At 34.6% G+C, this 23,534-nt stretch carries 21 protein-coding genes and 10 tRNA genes; 3 read left to right on the forward strand and 28 right to left on the reverse strand.

Annotated features, from left to right (window positions below; genetic code table 11):
* Positions 1 to 801: 801 nt before the first annotated feature.
* From NG806_RS11540 to NG806_RS11640, 21 genes are all read right to left on the reverse strand, one after another.
* Positions 802 to 1,353: a 3'-5' exonuclease gene (locus NG806_RS11540; protein WP_261509763.1), complete on the reverse strand. Its 552-nt coding sequence runs from the start codon at positions 1,351 to 1,353 to the stop codon at positions 802 to 804.
* 26 nt (positions 1,354 to 1,379) lie between these two features.
* Entirely contained in the window at positions 1,380 to 1,931 is a 552-nt protein-coding gene (locus NG806_RS11545) for a 3'-5' exonuclease (RefSeq protein WP_261509764.1), read from the reverse strand.
* Between the two features lie 181 nt (positions 1,932 to 2,112).
* The gene (locus NG806_RS11550) at positions 2,113 to 2,490 is read right to left on the reverse strand and encodes a cyclic-phosphate processing receiver domain-containing protein (RefSeq protein ID WP_390882512.1); all 378 of its coding nucleotides are present in this window, start codon (positions 2,488 to 2,490) and stop codon (positions 2,113 to 2,115) included.
* 29 nt (positions 2,491 to 2,519) lie between these two features.
* Complete coding sequence (locus NG806_RS11555) at positions 2,520 to 3,005, reverse strand: ribonuclease H-like YkuK family protein (protein WP_261509766.1); 486 nt, start codon at positions 3,003 to 3,005, stop codon at positions 2,520 to 2,522.
* 54 nt (positions 3,006 to 3,059) lie between these two features.
* A tRNA-Gln gene (locus NG806_RS11560) sits at positions 3,060 to 3,131 on the reverse strand.
* 39 nt (positions 3,132 to 3,170) lie between these two features.
* Positions 3,171 to 3,243 (reverse strand) — tRNA-Phe (locus tag NG806_RS11565).
* An 85-nt stretch (positions 3,244 to 3,328) separates the two neighbouring features.
* Positions 3,329 to 3,402, reverse strand: a tRNA-Leu gene (locus NG806_RS11570).
* A 197-nt stretch (positions 3,403 to 3,599) separates the two neighbouring features.
* Positions 3,600 to 3,671 (reverse strand) — tRNA-Glu (locus NG806_RS11575).
* Between the two features lie 88 nt (positions 3,672 to 3,759).
* Positions 3,760 to 3,843: transfer RNA gene (locus tag NG806_RS11580), tRNA-Tyr, on the reverse strand.
* A 181-nt stretch (positions 3,844 to 4,024) separates the two neighbouring features.
* Positions 4,025 to 4,106, reverse strand: a tRNA-Cys gene (locus tag NG806_RS11585).
* Between the two features lie 88 nt (positions 4,107 to 4,194).
* A tRNA-Pro gene (locus tag NG806_RS11590) sits at positions 4,195 to 4,266 on the reverse strand.
* A gap of 68 nt (positions 4,267 to 4,334) precedes the next feature.
* Positions 4,335 to 4,406, reverse strand: a tRNA-Asp gene (locus tag NG806_RS11595).
* Positions 4,407 to 4,493: 87 nt separating this feature from the next.
* Positions 4,494 to 4,567, reverse strand: a tRNA-Lys gene (locus tag NG806_RS11600).
* Positions 4,568 to 4,574: 7 nt separating this feature from the next.
* Positions 4,575 to 4,647, reverse strand: a tRNA-His gene (locus NG806_RS11605).
* A gap of 559 nt (positions 4,648 to 5,206) precedes the next feature.
* Positions 5,207 to 5,335 (reverse strand): penicillin-binding protein, encoded by a 129-nt coding sequence (locus NG806_RS11610; protein ID WP_261509767.1) that lies wholly within the window; start codon positions 5,333 to 5,335, stop codon positions 5,207 to 5,209.
* Between the two features lie 108 nt (positions 5,336 to 5,443).
* Positions 5,444 to 6,460 carry a tetratricopeptide repeat protein gene (locus tag NG806_RS11615; RefSeq protein ID WP_261509768.1) on the reverse strand — a complete coding sequence of 339 codons (1,017 nt, stop codon included), beginning with the start codon at positions 6,458 to 6,460 and terminating at the stop codon, positions 5,444 to 5,446.
* On the reverse strand, positions 6,453 to 8,117 hold the full coding sequence (locus NG806_RS11620; RefSeq protein WP_261509769.1) for an APC family permease: 1,665 nt from the start codon (positions 8,115 to 8,117) through the stop codon (positions 6,453 to 6,455). Before NG806_RS11620 ends, NG806_RS11615 begins: the two co-directional genes overlap by 8 nt.
* Positions 8,107 to 10,491: a hypothetical protein gene (locus NG806_RS11625; protein WP_261509770.1), complete on the reverse strand. Its 2,385-nt coding sequence runs from the start codon at positions 10,489 to 10,491 to the stop codon at positions 8,107 to 8,109. Before NG806_RS11625 ends, NG806_RS11620 begins: the two co-directional genes overlap by 11 nt.
* On the reverse strand, positions 10,482 to 11,225 hold the full coding sequence (locus tag NG806_RS11630) for a hypothetical protein (protein ID WP_261509771.1): 744 nt from the start codon (positions 11,223 to 11,225) through the stop codon (positions 10,482 to 10,484). Before NG806_RS11630 ends, NG806_RS11625 begins: the two co-directional genes overlap by 10 nt.
* The gene (locus NG806_RS11635; RefSeq protein WP_214828588.1) at positions 11,198 to 12,331 is read right to left on the reverse strand and encodes an AAA family ATPase; all 1,134 of its coding nucleotides are present in this window, start codon (positions 12,329 to 12,331) and stop codon (positions 11,198 to 11,200) included. The genes NG806_RS11630 and NG806_RS11635 overlap by 28 nt, the downstream gene beginning before the upstream one ends.
* The gene (locus tag NG806_RS11640; RefSeq protein ID WP_261509773.1) at positions 12,328 to 12,957 is read right to left on the reverse strand and encodes a hypothetical protein; all 630 of its coding nucleotides are present in this window, start codon (positions 12,955 to 12,957) and stop codon (positions 12,328 to 12,330) included. Before NG806_RS11640 ends, NG806_RS11635 begins: the two co-directional genes overlap by 4 nt.
* Before the next feature lie 367 nt (positions 12,958 to 13,324).
* On the opposite strand from NG806_RS11640, the gene deoD reads away from it, so the two are divergent.
* A complete protein-coding gene (gene deoD / locus NG806_RS11645; protein ID WP_214828571.1) occupies positions 13,325 to 14,035 on the forward strand; it encodes a purine-nucleoside phosphorylase in 711 nt (236 codons plus the stop codon).
* Positions 14,036 to 14,102: 67 nt separating this feature from the next.
* Here deoD and NG806_RS11650 read toward each other — a convergent pair whose 3' ends face one another.
* The 6 genes from NG806_RS11650 to NG806_RS11675 form a co-directional block, all read right to left on the reverse strand.
* Positions 14,103 to 14,891, reverse strand: coding sequence for a TatD family hydrolase (locus tag NG806_RS11650; protein ID WP_261509774.1), 789 nt, complete (start codon positions 14,889 to 14,891; stop codon positions 14,103 to 14,105).
* Positions 14,888 to 15,208: a hypothetical protein gene (locus NG806_RS11655; protein WP_261509776.1), complete on the reverse strand. Its 321-nt coding sequence runs from the start codon at positions 15,206 to 15,208 to the stop codon at positions 14,888 to 14,890. The genes NG806_RS11650 and NG806_RS11655 overlap by 4 nt, the downstream gene beginning before the upstream one ends.
* A 60-nt stretch (positions 15,209 to 15,268) precedes the next feature.
* Entirely contained in the window at positions 15,269 to 15,910 is a 642-nt protein-coding gene (locus NG806_RS11660) for a hypothetical protein (RefSeq protein ID WP_261509777.1), read from the reverse strand.
* A gap of 147 nt (positions 15,911 to 16,057) precedes the next feature.
* The gene (locus tag NG806_RS11665; protein WP_214828548.1) at positions 16,058 to 16,480 is read right to left on the reverse strand and encodes an ester cyclase; all 423 of its coding nucleotides are present in this window, start codon (positions 16,478 to 16,480) and stop codon (positions 16,058 to 16,060) included.
* Between the two features lie 49 nt (positions 16,481 to 16,529).
* A complete protein-coding gene (locus NG806_RS11670; RefSeq protein WP_214828545.1) occupies positions 16,530 to 17,180 on the reverse strand; it encodes an HD domain-containing protein in 651 nt (216 codons plus the stop codon).
* Positions 17,181 to 17,248: 68 nt separating this feature from the next.
* Positions 17,249 to 18,103, reverse strand: coding sequence for a helix-turn-helix domain-containing protein (locus NG806_RS11675; protein ID WP_261509779.1), 855 nt, complete (start codon positions 18,101 to 18,103; stop codon positions 17,249 to 17,251).
* Positions 18,104 to 18,287: 184 nt separating this feature from the next.
* Here NG806_RS11675 and NG806_RS11680 point away from each other — a divergent pair, with 184 nt between their 5' ends.
* Positions 18,288 to 18,773 (forward strand): DUF4822 domain-containing protein, encoded by a 486-nt coding sequence (locus NG806_RS11680; protein WP_261509780.1) that lies wholly within the window; start codon positions 18,288 to 18,290, stop codon positions 18,771 to 18,773.
* A 189-nt stretch (positions 18,774 to 18,962) separates the two neighbouring features.
* Entirely contained in the window at positions 18,963 to 21,122 is a 2,160-nt protein-coding gene (locus NG806_RS11685; protein ID WP_261509781.1) for an outer membrane beta-barrel family protein, read from the forward strand.
* Between the two features lie 94 nt (positions 21,123 to 21,216).
* Here the strand turns inward: NG806_RS11685 and NG806_RS11690 are convergent, their stop codons facing one another.
* Entirely contained in the window at positions 21,217 to 23,421 is a 2,205-nt protein-coding gene (locus NG806_RS11690; RefSeq protein WP_261509782.1) for a prolyl oligopeptidase family serine peptidase, read from the reverse strand.
* Positions 23,422 to 23,534: the final 113 nt, after the last annotated feature.

A 23,534-nucleotide genomic window follows, 5' to 3' on the forward strand; every position in this document is an offset into this window, starting at 1 on the left:
ACTTCTATCTTTTTTGTAAAACAAAAAAGGATATCCACTACCATCGCTCACGCAAAAACTTCCTTTTTAGAAAATGCATTCAATCGTCGTTATTCCTCAACTGAATTTTATTCTCAGAAAATATCTTTTCTTACAAGCTTTTTCAAACTGCTGATTAAACAACTGAAAAACCTCAGACTTTTCCATGGCAAATGTTTTTTAAGAGAACATCCAAAACTCGATCAAAAATAGATTTTAAGTCTATTCAAATGATACTACAGTGATCGTGTAGCGCGTCAACCATTCCGCCTTACCAATCGAGTTGGCAGTGGGATTCGAACCCACACATCATAAAGCTATTACTCTAACCTAACTGAGTTATATTCCCCAATGGAAATAGAAGGATTCGAACCTCCGACCCATAGCACATGGTAGAAGTTTTTTGGAAAACTCCTCAAACCTTCAAGTCAAGCTGGACAGAACGAAATCATGTTTCTCAACAAATTCTTCTGCAATGGTGATATACCGAAACACACAACAAGACTTCCCTGATATTTTAATTAAAGTTTATTTCTCAAAACTGTAATATTGTTTCATTTTGATAATGCAAAGTAACTGCACAAGTGCGCAGTCTATTTGCGTCATGAAATTATTTTAAAAAAAAGTGACTATTTTTAATTAAAGAGAATACGCAAATGATCACATACCGCACTATTAACTAGAATAAAACTCAAAATAACTCCGTGTATGAAGTATCATAAAAACTATCTAAAAAATAAAAGCTCCATTTATAAGAGAGCTCATTCTGAAACATTGAGAATTTTAATAATTCTGAAGGCACCAATACAAAATCTTGGCAATATTTTTGGCATCATCAACTCCTCTGTGATGAGTCCCTTCGAGCTTGAAATTCAATTCCCCTAAAGCTCTACTCATCCCTACACTTTTCCTGATAGTCGGATGCACTTCCCCAAATAATGTTTTCACATTGATATGGTCATCACCTAATGGATAATCCACATTAAACCTTCTTGCCTGGCTTTGAAGCATGTTCAGGTCATAATTGCCATAACTCGCCCAGGTTAAATCTTCAGAATCATATTCTGCTCTGAGAATATCTAATGCATCGTCAAAGAAAATACCTTCCTCATCCAACATTTTTTGAGTAATTGTAGTAAGTTCCGTACAAAAAGGGCTTACTTTGGAATATTGGGGTTTTACTAAAATCCCTTCATTCTTTGAGATCTTACCGGTTTTCGCATCCATGATGCAAACGCCGATTTCGATGATCTCACTTTCCTGACCTTTAGGGGGTCGGTCATCCCAACACGTGGCTTCAAGGTCTATAATTAATATATTGTCTGTTGTTTTCATTGTTTTAAAAATTGCTTGTTTAATAATTACTCCAAAATCTTTCTCAAAATTTTGGCAGCGTTGTAAGCATCGTCAGCTCCACTGTGATGATTTCCTTCAAATTCCATTTTCAAATAATCCAGGGCTCTTTTTAGACCCATCATTCTTGGAAGACTAAAATGGTCTTTAAATTCATCCATCACATTAAGATAATCGTAAGAAAAAGGAATTTCTATTCCAAGCCAATCACATTGTTCAAAGATTTGCTCCTTATCAAAATTTCCAAAGCCAGCCCAGGTTAATAAGGCTGGATTGTACTCGTCAATGATTTTTTCACAGGCTTCTTCAAAATAGATTCCTTTTTCTTCTATCAGTTGTGGCGTAATTCCCGTCAGTTTTGTACAAAATTCATTGATTTCAGACCTCTCGGGAATTACATATACACTTTGCTTCTTAGAAATCTCTTTTGATGTTAAGTTCAATAAGCAAATTCCTATTTCTATAATATCGACTTTTTGCCCAATGGGAATTCTGTCATTTTCCCAACACGTCGCTTCCAGGTCGATAATTAATATTTCATTTGTTGTTTTATTTTTCATACTACATAGTTTTTCTAATATCATTTACATTTTGTTACTCAATTGATAAGTGGGATGAATTTGGAAAAGAAATATCCAGGAAAGAAATACTTTTAAAAGTCTATGCAAAGAAAAACCACAAGTACGCAATCTTTTTACGTGATATAAAAAAGTTCCGGTAAAAAATTACCGAAACTAAACTTTAAGATTTTTTATTAGCTTTTTTAAAATTTTCTAATAGGTTAAGAATATTCTCCTTCCCAACCGGGTTCATGGAATGGCTGTAAAACTCCGGTAGGTCCAGCCCGTTATCCATACAATATTCAATCAGCCACTTGGCACAATCATAACCTGTCTTTTCAGTAAAATCTAAAGAATTCTGCTCCAGATAATGGATATCTGCAAGGTCATGATCAAAAGAGATCATCTCTGGAAGTCCTTTCTCCATAATTCTGTTGATAAACTGTTCGTAATTCCGAACTATATCCCAATCTTTCTCTAAGAAAATATCCTGTTTTGTATAATAATAGGCTTCGATCGGATATCTGATATCATCCAGAAACAAAAGCTTTTTTGCCATTTTCATAGGTTGAATATCTGAGATTACAATTACACCATCATATCAGCGCAGTTGGAACTTGCAAAAGCATGTGGCTTAGCTTTAAAAACATATCCCATTCCCAGAATATATCCCATTGCATCTTTTAATGCAACATTGGATTTAAATTCAGGATCCGTATTGATATCTGCGTGTACTTCCATTTCCACCCCGTAAGTATCCAAAATAGAACAGATAGCATACGCAATTTCTACAGATTTGTTCACTTCATTCAGCATTCGTTCTTTGATACTGATGGTTTGTACTTCTCTTTGTTTTCTAATAAAAGTAAACGCTCCTTTTCCTTCGCGAATAAATACCACTGCTGTAGCGTAGCTGATATCATCACCATAAACGTGGGAATCTGAACCCACACAAACTTTCAGTCGGTATCCATTAGCCTGTTCACGGATGATGGCTTCTTCTACCAATTGTATGATAGGTTTGTGGAAAAATTTTCCAGTCATATTCTGCCATGTTTCTTGTTGCGTTTCCATTTTTTTTACATTTTTTAAAATTCTACATACTTGTTTTAATTGATAAATAATTTGCTGATTCATCAGGGCTCGAACCTGAACAACAAGAGTCAAAGTCTTGTGTGCTACCCATTACACTATGAATCACTGTCCTGAGTGATCAGTTTTGAGTTTACTCATATTTTGTGGAACAGACAGGAATTGAACCTATACCTCTAGTTTTTCAGACTAACGTGCACACCTTGTACACCACTGATCCAAATGTTGATTATAAATGATCATAGATAAGCGATAATTGATTTTGAATACTATATTTTCATTTATCTTTTTGTTAATTAACATTGTACAGGAAAAGGGAGTCGAACCCTCAATACCTTGATTCTAAATCAAGTGCGTCTGCCAGTTCCGCCATTCCTGCAGGATTATAAGTAATAAACAATGTGTAATTAGTAATGTTGAAAATTAATTTTCACAATAAACGTTCATCGCTCATTACTTATTATTTATTACTTATGTTTAAGGTTGGAGAAAGCTTGTCTATATAAACTTTTGCTTGTTAGTGTTTGTAAAGATCTTCTGCGCTTGACAAACCTTTCTCTTTCCTTGTTAACTTTGTACTCCATAAGGGAATCGAACCCTTATCAACTGCTCGAAAGGCAGGCGTCCTAACCGTTAGACGAATGGAGCATTAATAAAATCAACTGACTAGGAATCGAACCTAAGCGACAAGAGTATAGTTCCTGCATGCTGCCATTACATTATCGGTTGATTTTTGTGGAAGTGGTAGGATTCGAACCTACTTAGCTCTAAAGCAACAGAGTTACAGTCTGCCCCGACTCTCCAACTCCGGCGCACTTCCTTTTTATAAATGATGATTGATAAAAGATGAATGATATCAAGATTGCATTCTAAATTCTCGTACCTAACCTCTATTTTGGAGTCAGAAAAAGCTTGTCTTTATTTTTTTGTTTGATATAAGAACTTCTACGCTCGACAAACTTTTACTTTTTCTCCGGAACTAATCTCATCTTAGTTATTTGAGATGGTTATGGGATTCAAACCCACTCAGCTAATGCAACGGTTTTGCAGACCGCCCCGACTCTTCCACTTCGGCGAACCATCAGATATATTCATTGTAATTGATCAATGATTATTGATAATTGATCAGAAACTTTCAAAATTCATATTCAATTTTTCATTTAATAAATTGTCTGGAAAATAGGATTCGAACCTACGACCTCCCGCGTCCAAGACGGGTAAACAACCACCGTTATCTTTCCAGTTTTTCGGTTCAGTTTCCAATTTCTTTTCCGAGAGACAGTCGGAGCTGAAATTTTCCGTGAACCATTGCGGTCTATGCGAGAATCGAACTCGCAGTGCCCAAGAGACAGTCGGGCAGGTTAGCCATTACCTCAATAGACCTTTTTGCGGAGACTGAACCTTCACTACTGTTGTAGAACTCATTAGCAGTAAGCCGCAACAAACCAATATCTGCCTACTCTCCTTTTGTAACCCCAGAAGGAATTGAACCTTCAACCCCCGGTTTAAAAGACCGGTGCTCTAACCAATTGAGCTATGAGATTATATTTTGGGTTTCTCCGGGGATCGAACCCTGTTCTCCGGTGCCACAGACCGACGCTTTACCAAATAAGCTAAAGAAACCATAAAAAAAGCACCTCTTTCGGGAGGTGCTGTATATATTTTGACGTATCAGATCATTAGCTGACCCACGTATATAAGCACCTTTCATCTATAAATTCACTATCAAGAAGACATACACATCCCTTCGGCTCTTGTGCCTGTAGTCCCGAATACTGATTAAATATGTAATGTAATTGTTTCATTATATTTTTTGTTTTAAACATTTTTGGAAATCCTGAAAACCTGTTGCTTTCAATTTTCGGTTGCAAAGTAAATATGATTTTTTTTAATTCGCAAATAAATTTTAATTACAACTAACTGATAAACAGAAAGTTACACCAAAATAAAAGAAACAGGAATTCCTGTCCACAATATATTGCAGATGCCTTAACTACCTAAATGACTGTCTCTCACCGGTTTGCTTATCACTCTATTTTGTTATATTAAAATTCCATTGTTAATTAAAAATTTTCACTTTTCTGGTTATTTTTTTTCATTCTAAATAATTTCTGCCTTAAAAACACAAAAAACGCCTCGACAATCGAGGCGTTTTGCAGTATTTTGATTAAATCTTTACGAGTTTACAGTAAATAATTTCCAAAGTCAGCACATTTTGCCCCATTCCATATCATACATTCATATCCAAACGATCCCTTTAGTATCGGGCTATCGCATAGATTTACATTGATATGTGCTCTTTGTTTTGTCATAATTTTGTTGTCGCAAAGATAATATTTTTCTTAATTAGTTGATTAATTTCACGGATAAGAGTCTGTATTAGGAGTGGTTTCGAGAATATTTTAAAATCTTTTACCTCCCTATCGAAACATCTTATTCCTACCCGTTTTATACCTCGAAATATCTTTTAAAATAACCTGATCATCAGGATTGAAATGCTTTAATTCATTTACAATTTCAGAATGTGTTTCCACTTTTTCCGAAATAATCTGGTACGCAATATTTCTCGCCACAGACTTTAGTTTTGGATCTTTTTTAAATTCATACTTCATCGCTTCCAGGTACATGATCTTTTTATCTGTGGGAGTATCTTTATATAAAACCTGAATTTGATTTTCCAATTGTTTAACATCAAAAATATTAGCAAAATAATTATTCAGACAGTTGAATGCATCTTTATTTTCTTCCCAGCCTTTTAACAAAACTTTCTGGGCTTCATGTGGCGATTCCATTTTTTTGCGATAGATCAATGACGCTTTTACCATCTGGTTGTTTCCAACAAAATCATCCGCCACCATTTGATAATAGATATGAGCATTTTTCACATCATTCATCTCTTTATAAAGATCGCCTACTTTTTCTTTCTGCTCCAATTCTTTATAAAGATCAATCGCTTTTCTGTATTGTTTTGCTTTTTCATAGCAGATTGCAGCATCAGATTTATTATTTAATTTTTTAAGATAAATAACTGCTGCTTCATTATATAATCCCCCGTTTTCCAATGTTTTGGCTGCCCTGTAATTATCCTGTAAGAGATTCATATATACTTTTGCAGCTTTTTTATAATCTCCTTCACTAACGTATTTTTCAGCAAGTTCTTCATATTTACTTCGGATTCTGTCAAAAAGTGAATTTTCAAGATAAAAGCTTCCACCTGAACCCCCTCTTTTCCCCAGGCCTTTATCCCCTCTTTCTTTATCCTTCAAACTAACCATGACCAAAAGGATAATTATAGCAACGATGATAAAAATACCTAAAGTTCCTAAAACACTCCAAAAGCTTTGATGAAAAAGCTGAGCAATAAGACCTAATATTTTAAGAAATATCAGAATAAAAAATGCTCTGATAAATTTGTCTATAAACTTCTGCTTATTCATCTTCGTCGGATTTTAAAATGGTTTTATCTTCACTGAACAAACGATAGATCAGTAAGATTACACAAATAACCAGAAGCCATACGAACCAGTTGTAGCCATACATCTCAATCAGCGGATAGAAAAGATAGATCAGCATGCCAACCAAGACAATGACTAAAAATATTTTGATTCCTCCCGGAACGTTATTACCGCCAATGTTTAAGGATTTTTTCCTGAAGAAATAGGAATAAAGGCCTACACTTCCTATAATTAGAATTACTAACCAGACAATTTCAGAGAATGAAATCTTTTTGGCCGAAGAATCTCCTGAACCTGAGGTTTTCTTTGTATTGGCATTTTGATCAGATGAAAAATGAGGTTCAATATTTCCAAGTGTTCCGTAAAGACGTCCCAGAGAGTCCTCCATTAAAACCTGTTTTTTCCTCCAGACACTTTTTACAACCCCTTGGTTGACTGGCTTATTTGGATTTACCTTTTTAATGGAATCGGAGATCTTCCGCTGATAATCTTTGGACTTGCTTTCAATATGCTGAGCTATTTTCTTATTGTATATTTTCTTAAGAAAGTCTCTTGTTTTATTTTCTTTCGTTCTGTATTTCTCGACTTTCTTTTCAACCTCTGCAACCTCTTTTGCGTTTGGGCCTTTAGAAGCTGCCGTTGCATATTCTTTCATTAGATCTCTTCTCTCATCGTTGTATAGAGAATCAATTTTCATATCAATCTCAGTAAGACCGGATTCAAAAGCTAATTTACCGGGATCCTGATTTTTTAAAGCATCTTTAGAAATTACATTTCCTGAAGAAACAGGGGTTTCAGTCTCAGGTGTATCTTTACTAAAACCGATAATAATCCTTCCAACGATAATTACAATCCACAATGCAAGCAATACCCATCGGTAATCCCTGGGTTTACCATTTCCACGACCGCCACCCAACAACCTGCTCAACCAACCATTATCGAATTTAAATTTTCCAAAACCATCACCTCTGGAAGTTCCCAGAATATCCAAAGGAACTCCAAGATCTATCGCACGGTCAGGGTATTTTTCGATGTACTTTAAATATTTTTCAATTTCTCTTTTATTTCCCGCCATCACTTTCTTCATATCAAAAGGAAGATTTTTCATCCACTCTTCTTCAGTCTGTGATTTTTGGAGTGATTCCATCATTTTTTCATCATCGATCTCTACGGTATAGCTTTTAATTTCCTGCGGAATATAGACTCCGTTTGAAGGTTTCCTGATAAAAAGTTTAGCCTTTTCCGGTTCTTCAAGCACTAAGATCCAGTCGATCTCCTCTGATAATTTAACCAAACCAAATTCAGGATGCATTACCAGAAATCTAGAATCTATATTATGCCAGTCTTCGGGATTGATCTTGGGATAAAAAGTGGTATTCTCAGGAATAAAAAGAATCTCGTCGATACATTGAAAGTAAGAATTCTTTCCAATTTCCAGTGGAGCATGATCCGTAAAAATAATGAAACATCCGTATAGAATATTAGGTTCATTAGAAGGAATAGCAAAAGTCTTTACCAGATTAAGATCTATCTTCAACTTATCCATTTCTTCAAACCATACCAATGGTGAAGAACCTTTAATCAGAACTCCTTTCTTGGGATAGTTATTTTTTGGAAAAGGTTTTATTCTAAGCTCCATATTCCAAAATTTGATTAATAAAAGGTTCCAGATAATCAGAACACATATCTTCTATCGTTTTCATTTTAAGCAAAGTAGTTTCTGGCAGATAGTATTCTGCTCCGCCAAATTCTGTATTTGTTGCTAGAGACAGGAAGCCATGCTCTGTGGAGGGGATATAAAATACCGGAATATTTTTATTACTGCTTTTAAATGTTAATATTCCACGGGTATCAGTTATAACCTCACTTCCATCTGAAAAAGTAAATTTATTTTTATATTGATTGGCTGCAATCTTTATCTCGTGATTATTTTTAAATAAAGTCAGTGAGTTATCATATACTTTAGTCAGTCGGTTGTTTGAAATCACCAGGCTATCTTCCGCATTAATCCCAATATTATTAAAGTTGTTTAAAATTTTTATTCCACTATTCGATAATTTCCTGATCTCTACTTCCACTTTTGAATCATTCTTAGCGATCTCTCTGTCATTTTTTACTGATTCAAAAGAGATGTTTCCATCGATATTGATATGATAGATCCAGATAGATTCTGCATTGTAGAGGTAAAAACTTTTATTGAAATAAACCAATTTATAATCATCGGGAATATTTTTCCCAGTGAGATTTAGCTCTGAATATTCTTTTGTAACAAGGTTAAGTTTAGAAATCAACTTTTTATCAACCTGATACTGACATAAAATAAAATGCTGCTGTTTATTTTTCGCCAAAGCAAACTGTCCCCTGGGCTTAACAGAGATATCTTCAATTAAAACCTCACATCCTCTATGTATTCTATAACGGTCATAATAATCTTTATTATAATAATTATCGGACAAATAGGTTCTTAGCAATTGTTTCTTATTACTTAAAATAAAAAATTCCCCTTCATATAAAAAGGTAGCTATTTTATTGACTGGAGTTGGAAACAGAATAGGATAATTTTTTGGAACATCCGTTTTCTTGCCACTTGATAAATGACTATCCCCTTTTTGTTTTCTTTGTGGTGGATTAGCCCATAATTCCTGTAACGGAAGTATAATTTTTTGAATATGCTTACGGGCACCCTTATGGTGTTTAAAAAAATTCAATTCGCCATCAGTAGAGGTTGTTACCAAAAATTTCAATCGATCCCTGTTTTCATGAATTACCTTTTGTAAGTTTTCATTACTGAGGTTTTCCTGGTTGGTGATAAAAAATACTTCAATATCCTTTTCTGTATGTTCTTCCTGAAAAAATTTATCTAATGCCTGGGAAACTTCCAAAACCGGACTTACCTGGTTTAAGTGATCTATTACATTCTCCACTTTATCCAGAGAAATAGGAATATTAGTCTGTCCGACTGTGAAAACTTTGCATTGTGAATTGGCTTTTGGATGCTTGATCACAGCAATCGCAGATGCATAAGCTAAAACTTTTGGGGTTCCCCAGTTTTTCAAAGAAGTATCTATTAAAATAATTCTCTCGAAAACATTTTCTTCAGGAGGTATTTCCCTTTGAATATAAAGGGTCTCGCTATTAGCTACCCTGCTCATGAAAATCTCATCCTCATTGGCAAATTCTGATAAAAGCATTCTGTGGAGTTCTCCTTTATTCGTCATATCGGATATCCCCCCAATTGGCTGCTCCCCCGGAGAAAGATGACGCATGGGAATTTTAAGTCCACTCCAGATCCTTTTAATTAAACTTCCTACCTGAAATGTTTTAGGATCCTCTATTAATTCCTGAATAAAATCTTTATTCGATTCTACTGTTGTTTCTTCCTCTACAATTTCATCTTCCAATTCAGGCTCATCAATAAAGCCTTTCATGGCACCGATAATAGATTCTGAAGTCGGAAATTTTTCATTGAGCCAGACTAAAATCCGGGTATCTTTTAGTATAAATAATGGTGTTACCGCTATTTTTTCGGCACTTTTTGAAAGAGTATAAGGACTTTTTGCAAACTTTTTTAAGAGGAACTCACTGGAAACGGCTGATAGCCTGTTGTGACAATTATTAAACAGTGTCTGTAGCAGCAATATCTTATTTTGTCCTTTTTTAAAAGACACTCCCAATCGATTTAAATTTTCCAGGAAATTCATGATCGAAGCAATTTCCAGATCTGTTTTTGCCTCCTCTTCCAGCTTTTTTAGGTAATAAGAAATACCGTCAAAATTAACATATCCTTCCTGTGTAGCATACAATACCAATAGCAAAGCTCCAAAAGGAGGAATTCCTTGCGGTTGCAATTCTTTTAAAACTTCAATAATATAAGGTCTGTATGCAATGGCTCCAACATTTGGAATCGAAACAAGATTATTCTCATGATATCCTGTGTCATCACGTACATCTTCATCTGTCATCCATTCCCAAAAATATCCTTCATAGGATTGGAAATATACATTTAGATCCATTCTTTCGCTTTTTCAGTAAGACGGTATGAGCTTGCAGATAATCTCCGGAAGTCTTTTTTATTAATAGATAGATAACTTCCATCTTCCTGCCATAAAAGCCATTGATCCTGAAGTTCATTATATTTTCTCTGTAACAATAAACTCAAATTTTTAAATTTAAAATCAAAACCTGTTGGCAAAAGATGTCCATTTTTTTCCCAATAGGTCTTTCCCGGAAAACTTAATAATGGCGTTCCCAGAAATAATGCTTTATCTTCAATAATGATCCATTCATTTTTTTTAAGCTTAAAATTAGGTAATGCAGTAACCATTCCTTTAATTTCTGACATTGAACATAACAAAGCTGTTGCGGGTTGTTCTTCGGCACTCGATTTTAGCTTCACCTCAACTTTTTCACTGATTCCAAAAAAATTCTGATTGGATGGTGGTAAAACCAGACGTAAAGCTTTATCAATTGGAGACCATAATAGTGCAGTTCTCATTTTCTTAGCAGGTACTAAAGCATCCATTCTGAATAGCAAACCATCTCTCAACTCATACAAAAGGAAATTGGGCAATTGCTGAATTTCAGGAGAAACAACCTGTTCTTCTGTAAAACCTTTCAGCCAAATAACCTCATCCTCTAAAGCAATCTGAACATTTTTCCAGTCTCTGACAGACCCTAAAAAATCTTCATCACCACGAGGCAGTTCTGCCCAAAAGTCTTTTATACGCTTTGAAGGATCTTCTGCCATAAACTTTCTATTTCCTGTTGAATGTATTGTTTTTGTTCAGGATTTTTGATCCAGTCACAACGTGTCTGCAGGTATCTTAATTTATCTTTGATCACGTTCTGCTCTTCAAAAGTAACTTCTCCGCTATTCCATTTTTCAGTAAGAATTTTTACATCTTTCATTACTTCCTCCGGATTCGGGGTTTTATTGTGTAACGCCTGAGGATGGGTTTGCGGATTTTCATCTTTTTCTATTGTTCTGTTGATGATCCCTTCCAGGATTTCAATCTGTTCTTCCGTATCCCAGATGTGCTTCAGTACCCAAAGATCAGAAAGAATAGCTTCATTTCTTCCGCAGATCAACGCACTTGCAGCAATAAGATTCTGAAGTTTTACCGCCCTACGGTCAGAAATAGCAATTCCTGTATTCCGAAGATTAATAATAGTATTTAAATACACTTCATAAATAGGTTTCAGATCTACTGTTTTACATAGGTTCTGAAGCTCCCTTATTTCATCAGCCTGAATTCCGGGAATATCTGTTTCAACAATATTTTCCAATTTCCGTCCTGCCAAAAGTACTTGCTGAAGAAGCTCAGGATTTACATAATCTACATTAATCCTGATCAGAAAACGGTCAAATAAGGCATTCAGTGCTTCATCTTCCGGCAAAACATTACTTGCACCTACAAACATTAGAGCAGGCAGGTGCTTTGTTTCCTTTCCACGTTTGAAAATCTTTTCGTTCAACGCCATCAAAAGGGAATTCAAAATCGCGGAATTGGCATTAAAGATTTCATCTAAAAAAACCATAGATGCTTCCGGCATCATTCCCTCGGTATTGGTAAGAAGCTCGCCTTCTTTTAATTTTCTGATATCAAAAGGTCCGAAAATTTCATTCGGTTCGGTAAAACGGGTTAATAAATACTCAAAATTTTTACCGTCTTTCACAGTTTGTGACAATGTTCTTACGATTGCCGATTTTGCAGTTCCCGGAGGTCCATATAAAAATGCATTTTCTCTTGCCAAAAGACATATTCCAAGCAGGTCAACTACATCGTTTTTACCTACGAAAGTATCTTTTACATAATTGAGTACTGTATTAAGTTTTGTAATATTTGGAATCATTTATTTTCTTCTTCGTTAATAATTTTTAATTCTCGCCACAATTCGTCCTTATGTAAGCCAAATTCAGCAATCAGTAATTGATTAATATAGGGAATTTCAGCCAGTCGGTAGGCTCTCTTTTCTACAATTCTTTCGAGATATAATTTCCGGAAGCTTGGATCTTCCAGCTCCTCTTCCCAATTGATTTTTCCAAGATCAAGATCATATTCTACACCCGAATAATGAAACTGCGAAAGAATATTCTCCAGTCGCCCAATTAAAGGATCGTTTGGATCTAAAGTTTGAAGAGCGGTAATTATCTGTGGTAAAAATCTCAATGACAGGTCAGCAGATAGTAAGGCTGATACGTTCTTCTCTCCTCTAAATTCAGGAATTAACTGATCCAGGTCTTTTGCTGTATTCTCTCTCACCAGATACAGTTGTGCAGCATGATAAAACACTTTTGCTGCCCAAACGGCTGTTTCCTTATCACAAATCAGGTAGTCTGATAAAAACTCCAATCTTTCTTTTTCAAATTCGGATTCAAAATAATCTGCTGCATCCTGTTCTTCTTTTTTTGATATGGTTTGAATATTTGAAAAAATGGTGATACACTCCTCTTTACGAAGGAGAAAGAGCGTATCCAAAAATGGAGATGTATTTTCGACCATCTAACAAAAATAAAATTATTTCTTTGAGAATAAAATTTTTATGTAAATGATTATGAATTAAATAACATTTACTCCTAAAGTCAGTCGTAAAGACACAAAAGAATAAAAAAAGAATGTTTTTAAGACACAAGGATTTTGTCTGCGATAAAAATTGATTGTGTAAATTCTTTCACTTTGTTCAGAATAACAAATATTGTGTTGTTATGTAGAAAACAGCTATATTATTCAAATTATTGTTCTATTTACTATCCTTTTTCTATTGAGATTGCTTTGTCGCTTTGCTCCTCGCAATGACATTGTCAATGTAAAAGTTATTATCTTTGCCGTCATTCAAAATAATATTATGAGTATTCACATTAGTGCAAAAAAAGGAGAAATTGCTAAAGTAATATTACAGCCGGGGGATCCGCTTCGTGCACAATATATTGCCGAAAACTTTTTGGAAAATGCAAAACTGGTAAGTAAAACAAGAGGAATCTTATATTATACCGGTCTCTATAAAGGGAAAGAAATTAGTGTAGGAGCAAGTGGAATGGGATTCCCAAGCATCGGAATTTATTCTTATGAATTGTATACAGAATATGATGTAGAGACTATTATCAGAATCGGAACTTGTGGTGCCTACACTACAGATCTGAAAGTATTTGATATACTTAATGTTGAAAATGCTGCAAGTGAGAGTACCTACGCAAAATTTGCCTGGGAAATTGAAGACGATATTCTTTCGCACCAGGGAAATATTTTTGATACCATTAATGCAACTTCCGAAGAACTATCTTTGAAAACCAAGGCTATTAATATTCACAGTAGTGATATTTTCTACAGAAAGGATTTAACTATTCCCGCAATTGCTACAAAATATAATTGTCCGGCTGTGGAAATGGAAGCTTTTGGATTATTTGCCAACGCTAAACATTTAGGAAAAAATGCAGCGACCATTCTTACGGTAACTGATATTATTCCGACTCATGAAAATATTTCAGCTGACCAAAGAGAAACAGCATTGAAGCCAATGATTGAGCTGGCTTTGGAATCAGCATTAAAAGCTATCTAAAAGCTGAAAACAAATCCACGGCTTAACAAAAATAAAAAGAGCTTTACTTAATCAGTAGAGCTCTTTTTTATAATTTGAAAAATTTCCTGATGACTTCTGTTGTTTCTTCTGCCACTTCAGCAATGCTTATTTTCTTCAAATGGGCAATGGTCTGTGCAATATAAAGAAGAAATGCAGGTTCATTACGACGATTTTGATTTCGTGCTGAAATATTTTTAGGCAACATGAAAGGTGCATCTGTTTCAATCATCATTCTATCCAAGGGAACATATCTGATCACTTCTTCGAGATGTTTAAATCTTCTTTCATCGCTGATCGCTCCTGTAAATCCAAGATAAAATCCCTTATCCAAATAGGCTTTTGCTTCTTCTGGTGTGCCAGTAAAACAGTGAACAACAGCTTTAGGAAGATGGGAAAGATAGTCATCCGTAATTTCATTAAATCTTTTAAAAGCAGATCTTTCATGAAGGAAAAGAGGTTTATTAATTTCTATAGCCAATTCAAGTTGTGCCTGATAACACTTTTCCTGTATTGGCCTCGGAGAAAAATCACGGTCAAAATCAAGTCCGCATTCTCCTACTGAAATCACATGAGAAAGCGCTAATAGTTTACGGAGTTCATTCATACTCTCACCATTAAAAGATTTTGCATCATGAGGATGGATTCCAGCTGTAGAAAATAAGACCTCCGGATATTCCCCTGCAATTTCAGCAGATTCTTTACTTCCACGTACACTTGTTCCGGTAAGGATCATCTGTTCTACTCCATTATCCAGAGCACGGTTAATTATTTCGTCGTGTTCATTATTGAACTGTTTATTGGTCAGGTTAATGCCAATATCGATGTATGTATTCATTTTTCTTTTTTTGTTTTAGTCATATAAAAATACCTTATAACATGAGGACTGTTTACAGCACTTCTAAAAGATCTTTCGCTGTAAAATTTTTTGTGGTTAGAGCGTATTCTACCATTGACTTCTTTAGTGATCTTTACCCAGATCGATCTTTGCTTTTTCCTTCTGAGCTTTCGGAATCTAATAGATTCACACAATTGATCTTCTATTTCAGCTTGTATAGTTCTACGCCACTTCTTGTTTCCATACTTTTTCAGATAAGGTCCAATCTTACCATATTCATACGATCGGAATGTTCCCTTATTATAGATATTTTTCATTTCTAAAAAATTTCAGCAAAATAAAGAACCTAGTACGCAATCTTTTTACGTTGCATGAAATTATTCATTGATAAAAGGTTCCAGAAAGCCAATTAATTGGGTTTCTCCATGGCTCCAGCGAATACCATGACCGTTTTTCTCTCTTATTTCATAAACAAGCTCATGCTTGTAATGAAAGAATACATTCCACCATGTTTTATTTTCAATGACATCATTGATCTTCGCCATTACTTTTTCCTGTTTCTGTAGATTATTCCCTGATATTTCGCCCCAAAACATATCTTCCGTCCTTCCAAGGTGCTTTTCCCATGCTCTTTGAGCAATTGTTATTTCTTCATTAAAAGGTTTTTGACAGCTATCGATCAGGATATGTTTAAGAGGTGGAATAGCTCTTTCATCACGAATACTTGCAGAGGTAAGTCTTTGTCCCAGAATATCCAACCAATACTCAAATGGAATTGCCTCCAACTTCCGAACTTTTCTTTCTTCTGAATCGTTTTCTTCAAAAATATTGATGAAACTACTAAAGCTCTGATCACGATCTGCTTTTATCTCTTCATTAAAATAAGGTACATCCCAATTTAAAGTCTCGTTCTTATATGCCAGAATATTTTTCTCTAAACTTTGCAGATGTTCATCCGATAAAATAGTCCCATATTTTTCTTTCCATGAATTTGAAAACAAAGAACACAGTTCGAACATAATTATATAATTTTTTATAAAAATAACAGATTCTCTAATAATGCTAAAGACAAGCTATTATGTTTTTTGAAGGTTTGGAATATTTGAATTTGAACAAAAAAAATCCTCATCAATGATAAGGATTTTTGTTTTATTCTTTCTCAATTTCTAATCATTATTCCTCAACTGTGCTAAAACAACCGACAAATTATTAATCCCCCAGTGTTCAGCGTATTTACCGTTTTTAAGGCGCACAATATCAATAACATCAATACTTATTCTTCTTCCAGACGGAGCAATTCCCATGAAATTTCCGGTATGAGTTCCAGAAATATTTTTCCGGGTGGTAACCAGATCCCCCTCTGCAATCTGTTGAAGAATCGTAACCTGAATATCGGGCATTGCAGGTCTCAAAACAGAGTTAAATGTATTAATCATTCCCTGTTTTCTATTGTCAGCCCCTTGTGGGGCAGAATGATTAATGAAATGATCATCCATTAATTCTTCGAAGACCTCAACATTACCGTTTTCAATTACTTCTTTATTAAAACGCTTAACGACTTCTTTGTTTTTTTCAAGTTGTAAATCCATACCTTATGATTGATAATTTTCATCAATATGTAAATTTACGATAAAACATCTACTCGCTCCATGGAGAATGTAAGATACAATTGCAGAAATTTTTTCTTTCGAAATTAGGAATCATAAAGGCACAGACATCGGCTTTAATATTTCCGAAAGTTGTCTCTGTTTTATGTTTAAATCCATCGAAGAATGTTGGGATAATTTTATTTTTGAAATCATTTCTTGGGAATGCCTCTATAATTGCATTTCTATTGGTCTCACTAAGATGTTCATAACCTTCTCCCATCACGTCCAGTCCTACTCCGGAATACATCAGAGCAACTTCGTTTTCTTTATGTTCCGCAATTCCAATTGTGGTATGAAATGCTATCGTATCCCAAACCAATTGCAGCTGATCTTTTGGAAGACCGTGACTTTTTAGAAAATCTCTGGCTGCATTGGCTCCATCAACTTCAAATCTCAGATCCGCGCTGCTGTAATGTGAAACCAAACCCAGGTCATGAAAGACTGAACTTACATAAAGGAGCTCTTGGTCATATTCCATATTTCTCCTCTTCCCATTTAATGAAGAAAAAAGAAAAACCCTTAATGAATGATTATAGATAAATTCTGTTCCGTGTTCTAATAACAATTCGGTAGCTTCTGTAGCGATTTTACTGTCGGGAATACTAATTCCGGCCACACTTTTTAATCTTTGAACTGACATATTTTTATATTTTATTGAATACAAAAATAGGTTTAGACATCCTTGTATGGAATGTCAGAATCTTCGTATTACCTGCCAATATTTACAAAGATCTTTCGATAATCCAAAGGCGAAGTATTGGTTTGCTTTTTGAAAAAATGGCTAAACTGCTCTGGTGTACTGAATGAAAGCTGATAAGCAATTTCCTTGATTGTTTTAGCTGAAAACTGCAGCTGCCGTTTCGATTCGGCGATCACTTGTCCGGCTATGATTTCCTTAGCACCTTTTCCACTTTTCTTTTTAGATATTTCAGAAAGTTTACGAGGAGTAACCATTAACTGGTCTGCATAGTATGAAACATCATGCATTTGATTATACTGTTTATTAACCAATTCCAGGAAACGACGATAGATCTGGTTATCAAAATCGTCAAGGCTTTCCTGAAAAGCTGGAGCAGCATTAGCAAGCTTAATCATAAGAATTTTTAAATAAGCCGCCATCGCATCAAGCTTATTGGGATAATCATTGCTTATACTTTCTTTTAAGAGAATTTCACAAATAGCATTCAGTTCATAAAAATCTTTTTCTTTTAAAGATAATCTCTGATGAAGAGCAGCATCATTGAACAGTAATAATTTACAATTAGAAGCACTTGAAGGTGCCCTTTCCCAGAAACAGTCACCGAAGCTTATTTCAAATCCCGACCATTTCGTTTGGTAAGAAAAAGAAAACACCTGTCCTTTTGATATAACAAATACTTCTGATCCTTCTATATCAAATTCATTATCATCAATAATAAGTGTGCCTTTTCCTTCATGGATGATCAGTACCCGATTATAGGTAACACTTATTACATCAGCTTCCCCGAAAACCGATTGGGTAAGTTTTTTTACCTGAAAAGAATCCTTTATCTCTTTATCAAGGATAAGTGTTTCATCATACATACTCTATGTCATCTTGAATATTCAAATTTACAAATATCAAATGTATTAGTGATTATAAGTTATAGCTTTTGACGTATCAAAAAATAGCAACAATCAATGATACTTTTTACAACAAATGAGATATTTCATACAATTTTTTGATTTTTATATAGAATAAGTTTGCTCTGTTTAAAACCTATCCATTATGAATGCATTAAAAAAATTATGTTATCTCTTAGCAATGTTTGCTTTAACAATTACCGCTGCATCATGTTCAGATAATGATGAAGAGATCGTAGTTGTAGAACCTGAGCTTACTCCTTCACAAGTACTGGCTTCTACCCCCTGGGAAACGACAAACGCTAAAAATCAGAACGGACAGTCTGTTCCCTTAACAGATTCAAACGTAGCTAATTTTGTGGGATTTGCCTATTTCAAGGCAGATGGAACATTTACGATGTACAACCTGGATAACTCTCCAAAGATGCATGGCGATTGGTCTATTTCTGCAGATGGAACTACAAGAACCATTGTTGCAAAAGACAATAATGGGAATGTTCTTTTCACGAGAGTCGTAAAAATTACGGTATTAACGAAACAGGAATTTACCTATAGAGTGTTTCCTGACGCAAACAATCAGTCAGTGTATTATGATATTATCCATACACCGACAACTCATCCAGAGCCATAATGGTTCTATTTTTTTATAATAAGCGAAAGGCTGTCTCAAAAGACAGTCTTTTTTACTTTATTCTTCAAACCAATTATCTTCAAGATCGTCACTATCCAAATAAGCATTATTTTTTTTTCATTTTTTCACAAACTGATGTAACATATATCACAGGTCGGTTGTCTTATCAATTGAAACGCCCCCTTGAAAATGAAAATAATTATATCTACAATCGCGATATTAACCGCTTCTTTATCTTTAGCTCAGGTAAAAAAAGATTCGGTTAAACAAAAAGACATAGAAGCTGTTACCCTTGTTGTCAGAAAACCAACAGTAGAATCTAAAGTTGACAGAACTGTTTTTAATGTAGCCAATAGTTCTATCCTTGCAGGAAATACTACCTGGGATGTTCTTAGAATGACTCCTTTGGTTAGTATTGATAATAACGATGTTATAAAAGCTGAAGGTGAAAAGGTTACTGTTTATATCAATGACAGAAAATCAGTTTTTACAGGAAAAGAGCTGAAAGAATATCTGGCTACGATCCCAGCAGACAACCTGATGAAAATAGAAGTGATCACCAGTCCTTCTTCGCGTTATGAAAGTGCCGGATCGGTAATCAACATCGTATTGAAAAAACGTGATGATGAAGGGATGAAAGGAAGTGTTACCCTGAACAACAGACAAAATAGAAAAAACTCACAATACACCAATTTTAATCTTAATTATCATAAGAAAAAATTTACGCAGACCCTTATTGGAAGCTACAGTGATAATACGTGGTCACAAAAAAATTCCAACACCCAGTCTTTATACAAGGATAATGATGTTACCTCCATCAATATCATAAATACGGACCGAAACAAAAGCCCTTCTTTATCTTCTACTTCAGAATATGAACTGAATGATAAAAATAATGTTGGGGTTATTCTGGAATACTATCAGAGCAAAAGATCTACTTTTTCAGATGCAGAAGGAATACATTACGCAAATGATGTTTTTAAGGACTCATATAACCGAAATCAGGATTTAACCGGCATGAGCCGTACCCTGGGAACCAATGTTTTCTATAAATATTATGATAAAGAAAAAAATAAAATTTTAGATATTAATATCGGTACAAATTATGATTCTCAAAAAGACACTAATGATCTAATAACAAATTACAGTAATAAATCCACGTTGGATCAAATAGGAATTAATTCTCATAATCAAACCCGTAACTATTATCTAAAAGTAGACTATACGCAACCTTTAGGGAAATCAGGAGCAACATTTGAAGTGGGTGGAAAAATGGACTTCAATAACAATGTAGCTCCATATGATCTGTCTGGAAATATGATAGACAGCAGTTTAAGAACAAATGATAATTTCCATTATCAGGATAATATTAATTCCGTTTATGCCAACTATAGCAAAACCTTTTTCAAAAAGCTGGAAACCAGAATCGGAATCCGCTATGAATATATTAGTTTCAAACTGCGACAGGATATAGCAGGTACTTCAAGAAAAGATTCTTATGGTACTTTTCTTCCCAACATATTGCTGAAATACAATTTTTCAGATAAATATGATTTGAGTTTGACCTATAACCGTAATATCTGGCGTCCGTGGTATACGGAATTCAATCCTTTTCTTATCCCTAATTATGATGGATTCTATTCCAGAGGAAATATGGATTTACAACCCAATCCTAGTGACAGACTTTATATGAAATTCGGAATTCTGAAAAAATATTTTATTTCTGCAAGGTATATGTATACCAATCAGGACTATTGGACAACTTATACTACTGAAGAAAATACACCGCCACAAAAAGACAAGACAATTACCTACCCAGGAAATTTTAGCGGCCGGGTTCAAAAGTATTATCTTTTTGCCAATACCAATCAGACCTTTCTGAAAAACAAACTAAGTGTGAATGTCGGATTTGGATGGTACTATATTGACAACAGCGATTTTAATACAAAAAATGATTTGAAGGGAGCTAAGTATATCAGTTATTGGGGTGGATCCACTAATATCTCTTACACCAATCTTTTTAATAAGAACATCAATCTGAGTGCATGGGTAGAAGTATCCAATCAAAACAACGGAAATTCTTATGCGAACAACACGAATGTTTTTCATAATATTTCTGTAACTAAAATATTTCCTAAAACACAGATGGAAGTCAGCCTACAGCTGATGAATATTTTCCAGAGACCTAATTTTGATTCAACTACCTTCAGTCCGGTCGGAGCCTTTAGAAATTCTACACAGTCGGATTGGTATGGTTTCTCACTTTCATTCGTAAAAAGATTTGGAAATCAAAAAGTAAAGACAAACACCAAAACCGATGTTGAGAAAAACGGTGGCGGCGGAAAATAAATAAAATTTTAATTGTTAATAACAGAAACGGACTTTTTGAGAATTCAAAAAAGTCCGTTTCTTATTTAATAAAATCAAAGAATTGTCTTAAAATTTATTTCTTTTTATTTTCTTTTGGTTGATAACCGGGAAGTCCTAATTGCCAGGCAACAAAAGCAAAAACTTCTCCTACATTGGCATATGCACGCGCAAGATCAGCACCACCCATATGTCCACCTTCGTAATCTACTTTAAAAAGTATTGGATTGTCAGAAGCGTCATTTGCCATTAGTTTCGCGGCAAATTTAGCGGGCATCCATGAAACAACCCTGCTGTCATTAATCCCGGTTGTAATCAAAGTAGCAGGATATTTTTCTCCTTTTTTTATGTGGTGGAAAGCATCCATTTCCAATAAAGCTTTAAATTCATCAGGCTTAGTTACTGTTCCAAACTCAGGAATATTTCCAGGGCCATTAGGTGTAATTTCACTTCTGATCGTATTAGTAGAGCCTACATCAACAATCACTGCTTTAAATAGATCTGGTCTCTCTGTAACAGCTCTTCCAACAGTAATTCCACCTGCACTACCTCCCCAGATGGCTACCTTTTCCTTTGAAGTGTAGCCTTCTTTAATCAGATATTCAGTACAATCTATTAGATCTCTCCAGGTATTGGGCTTCGTTTGTTTGTAGCCTGCTTTATGCCAGATTTCCCCTTTTTCACCACCGCCTCTTACGTGGGCAATAGCAACCATACCGCCTTTTTTAGCCCACATACCAAAGCTTCTTGCAAAGAATGGACTATACGACATTCCGTAGCTTCCGTAAGACTCTATCAAAACAGGAATATTTCCGGTTTTTTTAATATTTTTATCATAAACCAATGTCAAAGGAACTTCTACCCCGTCTCTTGCTTTTATACTTGTTTCTTCAACAACTACACCTTCAAATTCAGGATAAGCAATCAATGGTGCCAGATTTTCTTCTTCAAACTGATTCGTTTTCAAATCATATTTTAATCTTCTTGTTTCATTGGCCCAGCCGGAACAATAAATCCAGACATCAGAATACTCTTTACCTTTTATCTCAATAGAAACACTTCCTGCGACAAAAGGTAGTTTTATTGGAATATCTTTTCCATTTCTATACAGATAGAATCTTGCATCAACACCATTTTTGGTTGTTGTATAATACATTCCATCTTTTGTAATTTCAAAACTTTTAATGGTTTCATCCTTTTTTTCAGGAACCAGAATTTCAGGATTTTTAAAATCCGGTTTTTCAAGATCGGTTTTACAAAGTTTAAAGTTTGGTGAGTTATATCCCGACATAAAATAGACTTCTTTTCCTACCGGTTTTTTCTCATATACCTTATCTGCCTTATAGTAGAGGGGTTTCCAGCTTTTAATTCCTTTTTCAAAATCTTTCCTGCTGATGATAAATGTATCGGTAAAATCATCTACATCACCCAGATTCCCAATAAAATAAGGATCATTCTGATTGAACTGAACAATCCCCGGGAATCGGCCTTCATCAATATTTAATTCTGGATTATTTACTCTTGAAAAAACATTTTTACGTTTTTTCGGATCTTCACCCAATCTGTAAAAAGTTACTTCTGTATTTTTTGTGTACTCCGGAGAGTTTGAATCTGTCACCGGAAAATAAGTGTAAAAGAAGCTGTTATTATCTTCCAGCCATTTTACCTGACCAACAGTTGTAGGCTCAAGATTGGTAATTACCTCCGGATAGATCTGTTTTGTCTTTACATCCATGATAATGACTTCAGAAATTTCCTTTCCATTCTCGGACATCGAGATTGCAATCTTACTCCCATCCCAGCTTGGACTCAGAAAATTAATTGTGAAATTATGTTTCTGTGTTGAACCCGGATCGAAGGTGGAAATAAAAGTTGCAGGATCATATAAAAACTCTTCTTTTCCCTTAAATCCTTTTCTGTAGTATAATTTTTGATATTTGTCGTCTGCTGCTTTTTTTAAATAAAAGTATAAGTCACCGCCCGTTATTTTTAAAGTTGATACTGAATATCCAGTCCTCTTGTCAAATTTCAATCTCTCATCCACAAAATATTTTTTGTACGGGAGTTCACCAAGTACAGAATCGGTATAATCAGCCTGAGATTTCATCCAGTTAATTGTAGCCGGATCTTTTAAATCTTCTAAATTTCTGTATTCATCTACTATTTTAGTTCCGAAATATTCATCAGTAACTGGTGCTGAAGGTGCTAAATTTGTTTTTTGAGCATTAATCAGTGTACAGGAAACCAAATTAACGGCTATAATAAAATATGTTCTTTTCATTGATCTTTTAATTCACCATACAAAGAAAGCAAATATGATTTATATTCCAAAAACAATCTAACAATGGGATTTGATGATCTATATTTTCAGCATACGATCGATACATAAGTACA

The sequence above is a fragment of the Chryseobacterium paludis genome (assembly GCF_025403485.1).
Lineage (GTDB): Bacteria > Bacteroidota > Bacteroidia > Flavobacteriales > Weeksellaceae > Chryseobacterium > Chryseobacterium paludis.

Coding starts and splice junctions, on each gene's coding strand:
- NG806_RS11540 (WP_261509763.1), bottom strand. CDS start 1,353: ATGAAAACAACAGACAATATATTAATTATAGACCTTGAAGCCACGTGT.
- NG806_RS11545 (WP_261509764.1), bottom strand. CDS start 1,931: ATGAAAAATAAAACAACAAATGAAATATTAATTATCGACCTGGAAGCG.
- NG806_RS11550 (WP_390882512.1), bottom strand. CDS start 2,490: ATGGCAAAAAAGCTTTTGTTTCTGGATGATATCAGATATCCGATCGAA.
- NG806_RS11555 (WP_261509766.1), bottom strand. CDS start 3,005: ATGGAAACGCAACAAGAAACATGGCAGAATATGACTGGAAAATTTTTC.
- NG806_RS11610 (WP_261509767.1), bottom strand. CDS start 5,335: ATGACAAAACAAAGAGCACATATCAATGTAAATCTATGCGATAGCCCG.
- NG806_RS11615 (WP_261509768.1), bottom strand. CDS start 6,460: ATGAATAAGCAGAAGTTTATAGACAAATTTATCAGAGCATTTTTTATT.
- NG806_RS11620 (WP_261509769.1), bottom strand. CDS start 8,117: ATGGAGCTTAGAATAAAACCTTTTCCAAAAAATAACTATCCCAAGAAA.
- NG806_RS11625 (WP_261509770.1), bottom strand. CDS start 10,491: ATGGATCTAAATGTATATTTCCAATCCTATGAAGGATATTTTTGGGAA.
- NG806_RS11630 (WP_261509771.1), bottom strand. CDS start 11,225: ATGGCAGAAGATCCTTCAAAGCGTATAAAAGACTTTTGGGCAGAACTG.
- NG806_RS11635 (WP_214828588.1), bottom strand. CDS start 12,331: ATGATTCCAAATATTACAAAACTTAATACAGTACTCAATTATGTAAAA.
- deoD (WP_214828571.1), top strand. CDS start 13,325: ATGAGTATTCACATTAGTGCAAAAAAAGGAGAAATTGCTAAAGTAATA.
- NG806_RS11650 (WP_261509774.1), bottom strand. CDS start 14,891: ATGAATACATACATCGATATTGGCATTAACCTGACCAATAAACAGTTC.
- NG806_RS11655 (WP_261509776.1), bottom strand. CDS start 15,208: ATGAAAAATATCTATAATAAGGGAACATTCCGATCGTATGAATATGGT.
- NG806_RS11660 (WP_261509777.1), bottom strand. CDS start 15,910: ATGTTCGAACTGTGTTCTTTGTTTTCAAATTCATGGAAAGAAAAATAT.
- NG806_RS11665 (WP_214828548.1), bottom strand. CDS start 16,480: ATGGATTTACAACTTGAAAAAAACAAAGAAGTCGTTAAGCGTTTTAAT.
- NG806_RS11670 (WP_214828545.1), bottom strand. CDS start 17,180: ATGTCAGTTCAAAGATTAAAAAGTGTGGCCGGAATTAGTATTCCCGAC.
- NG806_RS11675 (WP_261509779.1), bottom strand. CDS start 18,103: ATGTATGATGAAACACTTATCCTTGATAAAGAGATAAAGGATTCTTTT.
- NG806_RS11680 (WP_261509780.1), top strand. CDS start 18,288: ATGAATGCATTAAAAAAATTATGTTATCTCTTAGCAATGTTTGCTTTA.
- NG806_RS11685 (WP_261509781.1), top strand. CDS start 18,963: ATGAAAATAATTATATCTACAATCGCGATATTAACCGCTTCTTTATCT.
- NG806_RS11690 (WP_261509782.1), bottom strand. CDS start 23,421: ATGAAAAGAACATATTTTATTATAGCCGTTAATTTGGTTTCCTGTACA.